Raw genomic sequence first — 14744 nt, 5'->3', positions numbered from 1 at the left:
CGAACTTGTTCGCGAAGGCTATATCCCAAACGCAGCCAATGCATTGAATGTACCGCCCTCTTCGCGGACAAGTCCGCTCCTACAGGGCACCGCGCACTCCCGTAGGTGAACTTGTTCGCGAAGGCGGTATTCCTGACGCAGAAAATCCATCGACTTTACCGGCCTCTTCGCGGACAAGTCCGCTCCTACAAGGCACCGCGTACTCCCGTAGGAGCGAACTTGTTCGCGAAGGCGGTATTGCTGACGCAGAAAATCCATCGACTGCACCGCCCTCTTCGCGGACAAGTCCGCTCCTACNATTCCAAACGCAGCCAATGCATTGAATGTACCGCCCTCTTCGCGGACAAGTCCGCTCCTACAGGGCACCGCAGACTCACGTAGGAGCGAACTTGTTCGCGAAGGCTATATTCCAAACGCAGCCAATGCATTGAATGTACCGCCCTCTTCGCGGACAAGTCCGCTCCTACAGGGCACCGCGTACTCCCGTAGGAGCGAACTTGTTCGCGAAGGCTACATTCCTGACGCAGAAAATCCATCGACTGTACCGGCCTCTTCGCGGACAAGTCCGCTCCTACAAGGCACCGCAGACTCACGTAGGAGCGCACTTGTTCGCGAAGGCTATATTCCAAACGCAGCCAATGCATTGAATGTACCGCCCTCTTCGCGGACAAGTCCGCTCCTACAGGGCACCGCAGACTCACGTAGGAGCGAACTTGTTCGCGAAGGCTATATTCCAAACGCAGCCAATGCATTGAATGTACCGCCCTCTTCGCGGACAAGTCCGCTCCTACAGGGCACCGCGTACTCCCGTAGGAGCGAACTTGTTCGCGAAGGCTACATTCCTGACGCAGAAAATCCATCGACTGTACCGGCATCTTCGCGGACAAGTCCGCTCCTACAGGGCACCGCGTACTCCCGTAGGAGCGAACTTGTTCGCGAAGGCTACATTCCTGACGCAGAAAATCCATCGACTGTACCGGCCTCTTCGCGGACAAGTCCGCTCCTACAGGGCACCGCAGACTCCCACAGGTGTATGTACTCCAACTGAAGGGGCAGCAGTACGCCTTGTTCGCGAAGGGGCCAATCGTGCTTTCTACATTCGGGAAAGCATTTCAGACCAGTACGATCTGGTTCTTGCCCTGGCGTTTGGCTTGGTACATCGCGGCGTCGGCGCGGCCGTAGAGGGTTTCGAGGCTTGGGTCGTCCGGGCCCAGATTGGTCAGGCCCTGGCTTGCAGTGATGCTGAAGGTGGTGCCAGCGGACTGGAAGTTCTGACGCTGGATCTCGCGTTGCAGGCGCTCGGCGATCTGCATCGCCATGTCCGGCGCACAGCCGGGGAATACCGCAGCGAACTCTTCGCCACCGATACGCCCGAACAGGTCACCCCGCCTCAATGCCGAACGACCGCTTTCGGCGATGCGTTGCAGCACGGTATCGCCTTCCTGATGGCCGTAGGTGTCGTTCACCAGCTTGAAGTCATCGATGTCCAGCAGCAGAAACGCCAGCGGCGTGCCATTGAGGCGAGCCAGTTCGAACTCGCGCTGGGCGCATTCGAAAAAGTGCCGGCGGTTGCTGCTCTGGGTCAGCACATCGGTGGTCGCCAGGCGTTGCAGCTCATTCTCGAGCTGCTTCTTCTCGGTGATGTCTTCGGCGATGCCCACCACGATCAGACGCTGGCTGGCGTCGGCGCGATGGCTGACGAAGCATTTGTCGCTGAGCCAGCGCACTTCGCCGTCCGCACGAATGATCCGGTACTCGCGATCCTCGATCGAGCCTTTCTCGATGACCTCGTTGAGGCTGCGCTCGGCGTAGTTCAGGTCATCGGGGTAGATGCTGTCGCGCCACTCACTGTAGTCAGCCAGCAGCAGGCCCGCCGAACGACCGAAGATGCGCTCGTAGGCCGGGCTGACATAGATCATGTGCTGGGTTTCCCAGTCGAACGCCCACAAAACAGCGTTCACACTCACCAGCAACGAGCTGAACAATTGTTCACGCTCGCTCAGGCGTGCGACTTCTGCCTGAGCGTGCATCAGGGCTAACAGGGTTTCTGCGGCTGCGGGCATATCAGTGATCGGTGTGCCGGGTAGGGAGGTGGGAGGCTGCTTTTCCATAAGAACCATCTCAAGCGTTTACGGCCAGTGAGGCGCCCTGTCCCGATTGGCGGGAAAGTTGATGAGATAGAGGGGGAGGGGATAAGTTCCGGGACCGGCGCGCTAGGGGAAGGCGCGCCGATCAACGGTTCAAGCGTGGGCGGGGCGTAGCGAGTAGGTTTTCAGCTGGTCGGCGAACTCGCGCAGGGACTGAATACCACTGGCTTCGGCCTCGTGAATCCACTCTTTCATGGCCGAGAGCATGTCGTGACCGTTGCTGCTGGTCTTGACCCAGATCTGCTGCAAGGCCAGGCGTTTTTCGTAGATCACCTTCAGCGCATGGCTGTGTTCCAGCATGGTCTGGATACGCAGGTGATGCTTGTCATCGAGCAGGCTGGTCTCACGCGACAGCAGGCGCTTGGCGCGGCGGAACTGATGACGCACCGACTCGTCGGCCTTGGCCAGTTCCTGGGCAACCAGCGGCGCGATCACCAGCTTGCGGTACTGCGCCATGATCTGGAAACGGTTGTTGAGGATCGCCATCGCGGTGTCCATGTCCATGTGGCCCTTGCCTTCGACCCGATGGGCAATAGGCGCGACCCGCTGGACCTTGGCCAGACGCAGGAAGCTGAAGACCTTGATCCACGCCCAGCCCATGTCGAATTCCCAGGGTTTGACCGACAGCTTGGCCGAGTTGGGATAGGTGTGGTGATTGTTGTGCAGCTCTTCGCCGCCGATCACGATGCCCCACGGCACCAGATTGGTGGCCGCATCACGGCATTCGAAGTTGCGATAGCCGACCGCATGACCCAGACCGTTGACCACGCCGGCAGCCCAGAAGGGAATCCACATCATCTGCACGGCCCAGACCGTGATACCGAGGACACCGAACAGCGCCACATCGATCACCGCCATCAGCGCGATGCCCAGCAGCTTGTAGCGCGAATACAGATTGCGCTCGATCCAGTCTTCCGGGCAGTTCTTGCCGTAGATACGCAGGGTGTCCTGGTTCTGCGCTTCCTCGCGGTACAGCTCGGCGCCCTTGCGCAGCACGGTGGACAGACCCTTGACGACCGGGCTGTGCGGGTCATCGACAGTTTCGCATTTTGCGTGGTGTTTGCGGTGGATGGCTGTCCACTCGCGGGTATTCTGGGCAGTGGTCAGCCACAGCCAGAAGCGGAAGAAGTGTTTCAGACCCGCGTTGAGCTCAAGTGAGCGGTGGGCTGAATAGCGGTGCAGATAGACCGTGACGCCAATGATCGTTACATGGGTCATGACCAGCGTGACCGCTATTAACTGCCAGACGGAAAGGTCGAGCAAACCGTTGTACAACATAGGCTGTTTGGCCCTCGTAGAAAACCTGTGAAGAAAAAAGTCGCAACAGCATTATCACTGACATTGCTCAGAAAACCAGTCACCCTTGCACATAAGCGTCGCAGGATGTTTCTTGCTTTATAATCCAGACCTTTCTCAAGGCCCGCTTTTTTATGTCCGATTATTCCCGTAACGCGCTGCGAACCGCCGTTCTGTATGGGCTACTGTCGATTCTGTGGTTCGCGACAGGCAGCGCCCTGCTGTCTTTTTTCGTCAAGGATCCGGCTCGACTGGCCGTCGGACAACAGATGATCGGTTACGGCTGGGCATTGCTCAGTACCGTCATGATCTTTATTGCACGTGACAGATTGAAGGCCATCGTCGGCGGCGAAGCGCAGTTCGAGCGTCAACAGCAGGACTATGACCGGCTGCTGCTGGCGGCGGTGGTGTTCGACAGCACGCGTGAGGGCGTACTGGTCAGTGATGCCGAAGGACGCATTGTCCATGTAAATCGTGCGTTTGTAGACATCACCGGCTATCAGGCCGACGAGGTGCTTGGCTTCAACCCCAGCAAGTTCAAGTCCGGTCGTCATGGCCCCGAGTTTTATCGGCAGATGTACCACTCGCTGCAGAGTGCCGGGCAGTGGAGCGGCGAGATCTGGAACCGACGCAAAAGCGGCGAGATCTATCCGCAGTGGCAAACCATCCGCAGCATCAAGGGTGAGGACGGGCAGCCCAGGCATTTTGTCGCGGTGTTTTCCGACATCACGGCCATCAAGCGCTCCGAGCAGGAGTTGGCGCAACTGGCCCATTACGATGCGCTGACCGAGTTGCCCAATCGTCTGCTGCTGACCGACCGGATCAGCCAGGCGCTGACCTCGGCGCGCTCCAGCAGGCGCGGCTGTGCGCTGCTGGTGGTCGACCTGGACAACTTCAGAAACATCAACGACAGCCTTGGCCATAACATCGGCGACGAAGTGCTCAAGGCGGCTGCCGAACGTCTCAATGCGCTGGCCGACAGCGGCATGACGGTCTCGCGGCTGGGCGGTGACGAATTCGCGCTGCTGGTCAAAAACTGTACACACATGGTGCATGCCGCAGCGCTCGCGCAGCAGGTGATCAATGCCTTCAAAGCGCCGTACCCCATTGCAGGGCACCAGCTGTTCGTCACTGCCAGTATCGGTATCAGCCTGTTTCCCGGTGATGCGCTGACTGCCGAGCAGTTGTTGCGCAATGCCGATTCGGCGCTGTTCAAGGCCAAGACCGATGGCCGCGAAGGGTTTGCGCTGTACACCGAAGAGCTGACCGCCCAAGCCCAGCAACGGGTGCAACTGGCCAGCGAGTTGCGTCAGGCGATCGAGCAGGACGAATTGCGGGTCTTCTACCAACCGGTTTACGACCTGGTGACCGGGCGTATCTGCGCGGTCGAAGCGCTGGTGCGCTGGCAGCACCCGACCCGTGGCATGGTGTCGCCCGGCGATTTCATCCCGATTGCCGAGCAGAACGGGCTCATCGCCGATATCGATGCCTGGGTATTGAACACCGCCTGTCGGCAGATGCAGGCCTGGCTGGCAGAAGGCGTCTCGATTGCGTCCGTCGCGGTCAATGTGTCCAGCCGTCTGTTCAGTCGTGGTGATGTCGATCGGCAAGTGGCTGAGGTCTTGAACGAGACCGGCCTTGATCCGGCATTTCTTGAGCTGGAAGTCACTGAAAGTGCCGTCATGGAGGACCCTGAACAGGCCATCGAGCAATTGCATCGCCTGCGTGAACTGGGCCTGAGCCTGGCCATCGATGATTTCGGCACAGGCTACTCATCGCTGCTGCGGCTCAAGAGCATGCCGGTGCAAAAGCTCAAGATCGATCAGGGTTTCGTGGCCGGGCTGCCGGGCGATGTGGATGACATCGCGATTGTAAGGGCGGTCATCGCGCTGGCTTCGAGCCTGGGCATGCGTGTCCTGGCCGAGGGGATCGAGCACGCCAATCAGGCTTCATTTCTGTTAAGCAACGGTTGTGAGTTGGGCCAGGGCTACTGGTTTGCCCGGCCCATGGCGGCGCAATCGATTGATTGGACGCACGCGCCCGCGTTCAACTAGTTCAGCCCTCTCTGACAACGCTCGTCCGGGTGTGCAATGCACCCTGACAGACTCACGCCGCTCTAAAGTCTTTTTGGTTATATCTGCATTCTTAAATAGTCTTTTTAAGAATATCCGCATCTCACTATTATTGCCTCACCGCCATACGCCATCGCCCCCAGTCGCGAAGGCCGGCCTCTCACTTCTCAAGGAATAAGACAATGAGCGCATCTCTACGTAGTGTTGACGGTCAGGACGAAGCAGCCATTCTGCGTGAAATTCAGAGTGCGTTGCGTGACCTGCGTTTTGGTGCCGTCGAAATCACCGTGCACAACGCACAAGTGGTGCAGATCGAGCGCAAGGAAAAGTTTCGTTTGCAGAACCCTGCCAAGCAGAACTGAAGCGGCAATCACCCGACTGGTCAACCGGAGGGTTTCATCCTGACTCCTGATACCCCCTGAAAAAAAGCAGCGCGCCCGTGCGGATGCCGTTCTGACGCGCCAAGAAGAAATCAAAAAAGCCAACACACCGTATTTCCAGGAGCTTCAATCTATGTCCATTCGCCGTTTTGCGCTGGCGGCTCTCGCCAGTGCTGTTTTCGCAGGTTCGGCTGTCGCCAAGGATTACGAACTGCTCAACGTGTCCTACGATCCGACCCGCGAGCTGTATCAGGACTACAACGCAGAATTCGTCAATTTCTGGAAAAAATCCCACCCGGACGACAAGGTCGAGATCAAGCAATCTCACGGCGGCTCGGGCAAGCAGGCGCGTGGCGTGATTGACGGCCTGCGTGCCGACGTGGTGACCCTGGCACTGGCCGGTGACATCGACGAAATCGCCAGGCTCGGCAAGACCCTGCCGGAAAACTGGCAGACCCGCCTGCCGGACGCGAGCACACCGTACACCTCGACCATCGTGTTTCTGGTGCGCAAGGGCAACCCGAAAGGCATCAAGGACTGGGGCGACCTGACCAAGGAAGGCGTCTCGGTGATCACGCCCAACCCGAAAACCTCCGGCGGTGCGCGCTGGAACTTCCTGGCCGCCTGGGCCTATGGCCTGAAGGCGGGCGGCGGTGACGAAGCCAAGGCCAAGGAATACGTACAGACGCTGTTCAAGCACGTGCCGATCCTGGACACCGGCGCACGCGGTTCGACCATCACCTTCGTCAACAACGGTCAGGGTGACGTGCTGCTGGCGTGGGAAAACGAAGCGTTTCTGGCCTTGAAAGAAGACGGCGGCAAGGACAAGTTCGATATCGTCGTACCGTCGCTGTCGATCCTTGCCGAACCTCCGGTCGCCGTGGTCGACAAGAACGCCGAGCGGAAAGGCAACAGCGAAATCGCGACTGAATACCTCAAGCACCTGTACAGCAAGGAAGGTCAGGAAATCGCCGCGAAAAACTTCTATCGTCCACGTGATGCCGAAGTGGCCGCCAAGTACGAGAAGCAATTCCCGAAACTCGATCTGGTGACTATCGACAAAGACTTTGGTGGCTGGAAAACTGCGCAGCCGAAGTTTTTCAATGACGGCGGCGTGTTCGATCAGATTTATCAGGCGCAATAAGCCGAATGAGGATGCCGCACCAGCGGCATCGCAGGTTTGGCCAAACAGCCCGGATTGACCTCCGGGCTTCGTGCAAGTGAAACCAGGGACTTTTATGTCGCGTCGTATCTCCCCCGTCATACCCGGCTTCGGGCTGACGCTGGGCTACACCTTGGTGTACCTCAGTCTGATTGTGCTAATACCGCTGGCCGCCATGTTCGTACATGCCGCGCAGCTCACCTGGGATCAGTTCTGGACCATCATCACGGCACCACGCGTGATCGCGGCACTCAAGCTGAGTTTCGGCACCGCCTTTTACGCAGCCCTCATCAATGGGGTGATCGGCACACTGCTGGCCTGGGTGCTGGTGCGCTACACCTTCCCCGGGCGCAAGGTCATCGATGCGATGATCGATCTGCCATTCGCCCTGCCGACCGCCGTGGCCGGTATCGCCCTGACCGCGCTGTACGCGCCCAACGGCTGGGTCGGCCAGTTCGCGGCTGATCTGGGTTTCAAGATCGCCTACACCCCGTTGGGCATCACCCTGGCGCTGACCTTCGTCACCCTGCCGTTCGTGGTGCGCACCGTGCAGCCTGTGCTGGCCGACATCCCCCGCGAAGTCGAAGAGGCCGCCGCCTGCCTGGGCGCACGCCCGCTGCAGGTGTTTCGCCACATCCTCGTCCCGGCGTTGCTGCCTGCCTGGCTGACCGGCTTCGCCCTGGCGTTTGCCCGTGGCGTGGGCGAGTACGGTTCGGTGATTTTCATCGCCGGCAACATGCCGATGAAAACCGAGATCCTGCCGCTGCTGATCATGGTCAAGCTCGACCAGTACGACTACACCGGCGCAACCGCTATCGGCGTGATGATGCTGGTGGTGTCCTTCATTCTGCTGCTGCTGATCAACCTGCTGCAGCGGCGCATTGAAACCCCATCCTGAGGAGGCGCAGAACATGTCTTATTCATCTGTTTCAGCCGCCGCCTCTGCCAACGCCGCCCGTCGTGGCAGCGCGGTGTCGCGACGCATCCTGATCGGCCTGTGCTGGCTGGTGTTCGTCCTGTTTCTGGGCCTGCCGCTGTTCATCGTGGTGTCCCAGGGCCTGAAAAACGGTCTGGGCGCGTTCTTTACCGCAATCCTCGAGCCGGACGCGCTGTCGGCGCTGAAGCTGACGGTCATAGCGGTATTGATCTCGGTGCCGCTAAACCTGGTATTCGGCGTCAGCGCCGCGTGGTGCGTGAGCAAATACTCGTTCCGCGGCAAGAGCATTCTGGTCACGCTGATCGACCTGCCGTTCTCGGTATCGCCGGTCATCGCCGGTCTGGTCTACGTACTGATGTTCGGTGCGCAGGGGCTGTTCGGGCCGTGGCTGCAGGATCACGACATCCAGATCGTCTTTGCCCTGCCGGGCATCGTGCTGGCAACCATCTTCGTCACCGTGCCCTTCGTTGCCCGTGAGCTGATCCCGCTGATGCAGGAGCAGGGCACTCAGGAAGAAGAAGCCGCACGGCTGCTGGGCGCCAATGGCTGGCAGATGTTCTGGCACGTCACGGTGCCGAACATCAAATGGGGCCTGATCTACGGCGTGGTGCTGTGTACGGCGCGAGCGATGGGCGAGTTTGGCGCGGTGTCGGTGGTGTCCGGGCACATTCGCGGCGTCACCAACACCCTGCCGCTGCACGTCGAAATCCTCTACAACGAATACAACCACGTTGCCGCCTTTGCCGTGGCGAGCCTGTTGCTGATCCTGGCGCTGTTCATCCTGCTGCTCAAGCAGTGGAGCGAATCGCGCATTAACCGTCTGCGCCATAACGCGGCGGAGGAATAATCATGTCGATCGAAGTCCGTAACGTCAGCAAGAACTTCAATGCCTTCAAGGCCCTGAACAACATCAGTCTGGACATCCAGAGTGGCGAGCTGGTGGCTTTGCTGGGCCCGTCAGGCTGTGGCAAGACCACCCTGCTGCGCATCATTGCCGGCCTGGAAACCCCGGATGACGGCAGCATCGTGTTCCATGGCGAAGATGTGTCCGGCCACGACGTGCGTGATCGCAACGTCGGGTTCGTGTTCCAGCATTACGCGCTGTTCCGCCACATGACGGTGTTCGACAACGTCGCGTTCGGCCTGCGCATGAAGCCCAAGCGCGAGCGCCCGAACGAAACGCGGATCGCCGAGAAGGTCCATGAGCTATTGAACATGGTGCAGCTGGACTGGCTGGCCGACCGTTATCCGGAGCAGCTGTCAGGTGGACAGCGCCAGCGGATTGCCCTGGCCCGCGCCCTGGCGGTCGAGCCAAAAGTGCTGCTGCTGGACGAGCCGTTCGGCGCACTGGACGCCAAGGTCCGCAAGGAGCTGCGTCGCTGGCTGGCGCGCCTGCACGAGGACATCAACCTGACCTCGGTGTTCGTGACTCACGATCAGGAAGAGGCCATGGAAGTGGCCGACCGCATCGTGGTGATGAACAAGGGCGTGATCGAACAGATCGGCTCGCCGGGCGAGGTCTACGAGAACCCGTCCAACGACTTCGTCTACCACTTCCTCGGCGACTCCAATCGCCTGAGCCTGGGCGCGGAAGGTCACCTGCTGTTCCGTCCGCATGAGGTGTCGCTGTCCCGCCAGGAAATCGAAGACCACCACGCCGCCGAAGTCCGCGACATCCGACCACTGGGTGCGACGACGCGGGTCACCTTGAAAGTGGAAGGGCAGGACGAACTGATCGAGGCCGAAGTGGTGAAAGACCACGACAGCCTGGTGGGCCTGGCGAAGGGCGAGACGCTGTTCTTCAAACCGAAGGTCTGGCAGAAGCTTTAAGCCTGCGCAGGTGCTTATCGTTATACACAACTCTTGTGGGGGCGACCGGGGCGGCGATCCGCATTGCTCGCGAAGACGGTGTTTCAGTCGATGCATTTTCGGCGATGCTACCGACCCCTTCGCGAACAAGTTCGCTCCTACGCCCTCCGGGCAGAAGCCTTATCGTTCCCATGCTCCGCGTGCTCTGCGTCCTCGGGCTGTTATCGTACGGACAACGCCAGCATGAACGCCGCGACGATACCGCATACGGCGAATAGCTGTTGCAGGCGTGGGCCGGCGAGGTAGCGGGCGACTTGTCTGCCGATAATCAGGCCGATGACTGCACCCAGCGCGAACGGCGCGCCAACTGCCCAATGCATAACACCACTCAATGAGGCGGTAATGACGCTGCCCATCGAGACCAGGGCGATCACCGCCAGTGACGTCGCCACGACACTTTTCATGTCCAGATCGCTGTAGCGGGTCAGCGCCGGAATGATCACGAACCCGCCGCCCACTCCCAACAACCCGGACAGCAACCCGGAGCCCACGCCGGTCAGCGTCAGTGCGCGCAGGCAGGGCATGGTCCAGCGCAGGCGGCCCTGCAGCGGGTTGAGCACGCAGGGCAGTACTTCCGCACGCGGCGCGGGCTTTCCGTGGCGCAATTCGCGGCTGGCCCTGATGAACATACGTCCACAGGCGTACAGCAGCACGGCGGAAAAGACCAGTGCCAGCGGCGTATTGGGCAGTCGATGAGCGAGCCATAGGCCCAGAGGCGCCATCAGCACACCAATGGACGCGATGTAACCGGCCGCGCGATAGCGAACGATGCCCTGACGCAGCCCCAGTACCGCACCGATCCCCGCCGCCAGCCCCACGGCCAACAGACCGACCGGCGCGGCTTCGACAATCGACAGGCCAAGGCCGAAGACCAGCAGCGGCACGGCGAGGATGCCGCCGCCCGCGCCGGTCAGCGCCAGCACCATGCCGATGACGGTCCCCAGGCCAACGCCCAGCAACTGATGCTCATCCATGCCGGGTGTCAGCCTTTTGCGGTTTGGCCAGCCACTCACGGCCTTTGAGCATGCCATGCCAGTACAGCGCGGGCAGCACTCGCGCTTTCAACCACCAGGCCAGTCGGGTCGGCTGGCGACCGTCCAGCAGCCAGCGCGGAAAGCTCGGCGCAACCTTGCCGCCATAGGTAAATTCGGCCAGCACGATGCGGCCTTTCTCGACCGTCAACGGGCACGAGCCGTAACCGTCATACACAGCTGACCCATCCCGACGACCCAGCGCGACCAATACGTTGTTGGCCACCACCGGCGCCTGCTTGCGTGCCGCTGCGGCGGTCTTGGCGTTGCTGGTATTGGTGGCATCGCCCAGGCCATGCACATTGGCGAACTGCCGGTGCTTCAGCGTGGCGGGGTCGACGTCCACCCAGCCCGCAGCATCGGCCAGCGGGCTGCTGCGGATGAAGTCAGGGGCAATCTGCGGCGGCACTACGTGCAACATTTCGAAGCTTTGCTCGACGGTCTCGCTGCTGCCATCGGCTTGCGTGCGGATGAAGGTCGCGCGTTTGCCAGGCCCGTCGACGGCGACCAGCCGATGGCTGAACTTGAGGTCGATGGCGTAGCGCTCGACGTACTTCATCAGCGCCGGCACATAGTCGGCGACACCGAACAGCACGCCACCGGCGTTGTAGAACTGCGTATTGATCTGCGCGAGACGGCCGCTTTTCAACCAGTGATCGCAGGACAGGTACATGGCCTTCTGCGGCGCACCGGCGCACTTGATCGGCATGGGCGGCTGGGTAAACAGCGCGCGCCCCTGTTGCAGGTTCTGCACCAGCTTCCAGGTGTAGGGCGCCAGGTCATAGCGATAGTTGGAGGTCACGCCATTGGCCCCGAGCGTGTCGACCAGCCCGTCGATAGCCGACCAGTCCAGCTTCAGGCCGGGGCAGACCACCAGTTGCTGATAGCCGAGCACGCGGCCGTCAGCCAGCGTCAGCGTGTTGTGCTGCGGCTCGAACGTCGCCACCGCAGCCTTGATCCACTGCACGCCTTCGGGAATCAGCGAGGCCATGCTGCGCGCCGTCGACTGCGGCGTGAAGATCCCCGCACCGACCATGGTCCAGCCGGGCTGGTAATAATGGGTATCGGCGGGGTCGACCAGGGTGATCTGCAGGGTGGCGTCGCGGGCGAGCAGGCTTGCGGCAGTGGCGATACCGGCAGCACCGGCACCGACGATCAGGATCTGACAGGTTGTTGTCGAAGCATTCATCACAGGGTTTCCCAAGGCGGGCAGCGGTCAAAGGGCATTGAGCGGGATCTTCAGGTAGACGACGCCGTTGTCTTCCGGCTCGGGAAAGTGGCCGCAGCGCATGTTGACCTGCACCGCAGGCAGCATCAGCACCGGCATGTCCAGCGTCGCGTCACGGGCTTCGCGCATGCCGACGAACGCGTCTTCATCCACCCCGTCGTGCACATGGATATTGCTGGCGCGCTGTTCGGCAACCGTGGTCATGTATTTCAGCTCACGGCCATTGGGCAGGTAGTCGTGGCACATGAACAGCAGGGTCTGCGGCGGCAGCGCCAGCAGCTTCTTGATCGAGCGATACAGCGTGCGCGCATCGGCACCCGGGAAGTCGCACCGAGCGGTGCCGTAATCGGGCATGAACAGCGTATCGCCGACAAACGCGACCGTGGCATCACCGACTTGCACCAGGTAACTCATGCACGCCGGCGTGTGCCCGGGCGTGTGCATGGCCTTGACCTCAAGCGTGCCGAGGGCGAACGAGGCGTTGTCTTCCAGCAGCACATCGAACTGGCTGCCATTGCGGGCAAAGTCAGGCGGCGCGTTGAACAGCGTGCCGAAGGTTTCCTGCACGGCAGTGATATGGCTGCCGATGACAATTTGCCCACCGAGCCGCTGTTTCAGATACGGCGCTGCCGAGAGGTGATCGGCGTGCACGTGGGTTTCGAAAATCCACTGCACCGAGGCGCCCAGCGCCTGCGCCCGTTCGATCATGCGGTCGGCAGACTCGGTTCTGGTGCGGCCGGACTTGGGGTCGTAATCGAGCACGCTGTCGATCAGCGCACATTGCTTGCTGTGCAGGTCCATCACCAGATAGCTGATGGTCCAGGTATGCGTGTCGAAGAGCGCTTCGACATGAAGCTTTTCACCGATAATCATGTGCAATTCCTGTGGCTGTAAATCGCCTCAAGGCCCGTTTGGCCAGGCCGGACGGTTGGCAGTCGTTGCGATGATGTCTCAATAACCATGCCAATCACTGCAAAGCCTGTTCAGGCTAATAAACACAGGGCGTTTTTGGGTTTTGCAAAACACCCTGATGGCCTGCCGCAGGTCGCTGACTGCCACATTCTGGCAGTCATTTGGCAGTCCGTGGCACAAGCTGGCAGGCGAATGGGTTAAGCTGCGCCCAGCCCACAGGAGCACCCATGAACCTCATCGCCACCGATTTTCCCGGCAGTCGCATGCAGTCGCTGGTGTCATACCTCGAACACGATCTGCGCCCGACCATCGTGCTCGATACCGACTACAACATCATTGCCGCCAACACCGCCTACCAGCGCCAGTTCGGCGTCGAAGGCACGCCGCATGTGGGCGAGAAGTGTTATCGGGTGTCGCATCAGTTTGCGGTGCCGTGCGATCAGGCCGGTGAGCACTGCCCGATGCGCAAGGCCCATGAAACACGGCTCCCGGAGCGTCTGCTGCACATTCATCACACGCCGCGCGGCCCCGAGCATGTGGATGTGGAGCTGCGGCCGATTCTCGACGATCAGGGTGAGGTCATCGCCTATGTCGAGCGGCTGAGCTCGGTGGCGGTGGCCTCCGTCCAGCCGCAGCAACATGGGCTGGTAGGGCGCTCGGCGGCGTTCAAGGAGGTGCTGAGCGCCCTGCAACGTGCAGCGCCCGCGCAGATTCCGGTGCTGCTGCAGGGCGAGTCGGGTACCGGCAAGGAATTGTTCGCGCGCGCACTGCACGCCAGCAGCGCCAGGTCCGCCGGACCGCTGGTGGTGGTCGATTGCACCGGGCTTACCGAAACCCTGCTGGAAAGCGAGCTGTTCGGCTATGAGAAGGGCGCATTCACTGGCGCATTGCAGCGCAAGACCGGTCTGGCCGAAGCCGCGCATGGCGGCACGTTGTTCCTTGATGAGATCGGCGAAGTGCCGCTGGCCATGCAGGTCAAGCTGTTGCGGCTGATTGAATCGGGCAGTTTTCGTCCGGTGGGCAGCCTGCGCACGGTGCACTCGGATTTTCGGCTGGTGGTGGCCACCCACAAACCGCTCAGGGAGATGGTCGCCGACGGCAGTTTTCGTCAGGATTTGTTTTATCGCATCAGCGCCTTTCCGATTCGCCTGCCGGCCCTGCGCGAACGCAGCGACGACCTGCCGCTGCTGATCGACAGCCTGCTGCAACGCATCGCGCCCGGCGCCGCGCCGCGTGTCGACGCCGAGGCCATGAAGCTGCTGAGTTTGTACAGTTACCCCGGCAACATTCGCGAGCTGCGCAACATACTCGAGCGAGCCCGTTTATTTACCGACGACGGCGTGATTCGCGTGCAGGATTTGCCCGCCGAAGTACGCGGCCAGGGCGAAGCGGGTGGCGTGACGTACCGCCAGCAGGACGACGGCCTGGAAAAACTCGCCCATGCGCTGCGAGTGTTCAACGGCTCGCGCAGCGAACTGGCCAGAGAACTGGGGCTGAGCGAACGCACCCTGTACCGACGTTTGCGTGCCCTGGGGATTCCGCGCTGACGCACGGACGCTATGACGCAGAGCGTCACGAACGGCATTCCCACGCTGGAGCGTGCGGAACGATAACCTCAACTATCGTGCGGCGCTCCGCGTCGCATGCCTTTCTGGACGCTCCGCGTCCTCTTGACGACGCAGAGCGTCGAGACCTGCATTCCCACGCTGG

At 61.0% G+C, this 14744-nt stretch carries 12 protein-coding genes and 1 pseudogene; 8 read left to right on the top strand and 5 right to left on the bottom strand.

What is annotated here, in order from left to right; all coding sequences use genetic code 11:
- Window positions 1-298: 298 nt before the first annotated feature.
- Window positions 299-1018 (top strand): annotated as a pseudogene (locus KBY02_RS25795) (urea ABC transporter substrate-binding protein); the annotation flags it as partial.
- Window positions 1019-1112: 94 nt separating this feature from the next.
- Here the strand turns inward: KBY02_RS25795 and KBY02_RS25790 are convergent.
- A complete protein-coding gene (locus tag KBY02_RS25790; protein ID WP_003401614.1) occupies window positions 1113-2111 on the bottom strand; it encodes a GGDEF domain-containing protein in 999 nt (332 codons plus the stop codon).
- Window positions 2112-2240: 129 nt separating this feature from the next.
- Window positions 2241-3425: a delta-9 fatty acid desaturase DesA gene (gene desA, locus KBY02_RS25785; protein WP_024650588.1), complete on the bottom strand. Its 1185-nt coding sequence runs from the start codon at window positions 3423-3425 to the stop codon at window positions 2241-2243.
- Window positions 3426-3577: 152 nt separating this feature from the next.
- Here desA and dibA point away from each other — a divergent pair, with 152 nt between their 5' ends.
- The 6 genes from dibA (at window position 3578) to KBY02_RS25755 (ending at window position 9824) form a co-directional block, all read left to right on the top strand.
- Complete coding sequence (dibA, locus tag KBY02_RS25780) at window positions 3578-5497, top strand: phosphodiesterase DibA (RefSeq protein ID WP_003401609.1); 1920 nt, start codon at window positions 3578-3580, stop codon at window positions 5495-5497.
- 200 nt (window positions 5498-5697) lie between these two features.
- Window positions 5698-5877, top strand: coding sequence for a sulfur starvation response protein OscA (gene oscA / locus KBY02_RS25775; protein ID WP_003367675.1), 180 nt, complete (start codon window positions 5698-5700; stop codon window positions 5875-5877).
- 151 nt (window positions 5878-6028) lie between these two features.
- Complete coding sequence (locus KBY02_RS25770) at window positions 6029-7039, top strand: sulfate ABC transporter substrate-binding protein (protein WP_011266175.1); 1011 nt, start codon at window positions 6029-6031, stop codon at window positions 7037-7039.
- 94 nt (window positions 7040-7133) lie between these two features.
- The gene (cysT, locus tag KBY02_RS25765) at window positions 7134-7955 is read left to right on the top strand and encodes a sulfate ABC transporter permease subunit CysT (protein ID WP_003401602.1); all 822 of its coding nucleotides are present in this window, start codon (window positions 7134-7136) and stop codon (window positions 7953-7955) included.
- 13 nt (window positions 7956-7968) lie between these two features.
- Window positions 7969-8841 carry a sulfate ABC transporter permease subunit CysW gene (gene cysW / locus KBY02_RS25760; protein WP_002551394.1) on the top strand — a complete coding sequence of 291 codons (873 nt, stop codon included), beginning with the start codon at window positions 7969-7971 and terminating at the stop codon, window positions 8839-8841.
- A 2-nt stretch (window positions 8842-8843) separates the two neighbouring features.
- Window positions 8844-9824: a sulfate/molybdate ABC transporter ATP-binding protein gene (locus KBY02_RS25755; RefSeq protein ID WP_011266173.1), complete on the top strand. Its 981-nt coding sequence runs from the start codon at window positions 8844-8846 to the stop codon at window positions 9822-9824.
- Window positions 9825-10024: 200 nt separating this feature from the next.
- Here KBY02_RS25755 and KBY02_RS25750 read toward each other — a convergent pair whose 3' ends face one another.
- Genes KBY02_RS25750 through KBY02_RS25740 form a run of 3 tightly spaced genes read right to left on the bottom strand, consistent with a single transcriptional unit; the run spans window position 10025 to window position 12995 of the window.
- Window positions 10025-10837, bottom strand: coding sequence for a sulfite exporter TauE/SafE family protein (locus KBY02_RS25750; protein ID WP_024642210.1), 813 nt, complete (start codon window positions 10835-10837; stop codon window positions 10025-10027).
- Entirely contained in the window at window positions 10830-12083 is a 1254-nt protein-coding gene (locus tag KBY02_RS25745) for an FAD/NAD(P)-binding oxidoreductase (protein ID WP_024642211.1), read from the bottom strand. The genes KBY02_RS25750 and KBY02_RS25745 overlap by 8 nt, the downstream gene beginning before the upstream one ends.
- Window positions 12084-12110: 27 nt before the next feature.
- Window positions 12111-12995 carry an MBL fold metallo-hydrolase gene (locus KBY02_RS25740; protein WP_003401592.1) on the bottom strand — a complete coding sequence of 295 codons (885 nt, stop codon included), beginning with the start codon at window positions 12993-12995 and terminating at the stop codon, window positions 12111-12113.
- 266 nt (window positions 12996-13261) lie between these two features.
- Between KBY02_RS25740 and KBY02_RS25735 the strand changes: the two genes are divergently transcribed.
- Window positions 13262-14581 (top strand): sigma-54 interaction domain-containing protein, encoded by a 1320-nt coding sequence (locus KBY02_RS25735; RefSeq protein ID WP_003401590.1) that lies wholly within the window; start codon window positions 13262-13264, stop codon window positions 14579-14581.
- The last annotated feature ends 163 nt before the right edge of the window (window positions 14582-14744 follow it).

Source organism: Pseudomonas sp. P129 (genome assembly GCF_020312195.1).
Classification (GTDB): Bacteria; Pseudomonadota; Gammaproteobacteria; order Pseudomonadales; family Pseudomonadaceae; genus Aquipseudomonas; species Aquipseudomonas fragariae.
The sequence above is the reverse complement of the archived record's forward strand: the minus strand, read 5'-3'. Positions and strand labels throughout refer to the sequence as shown.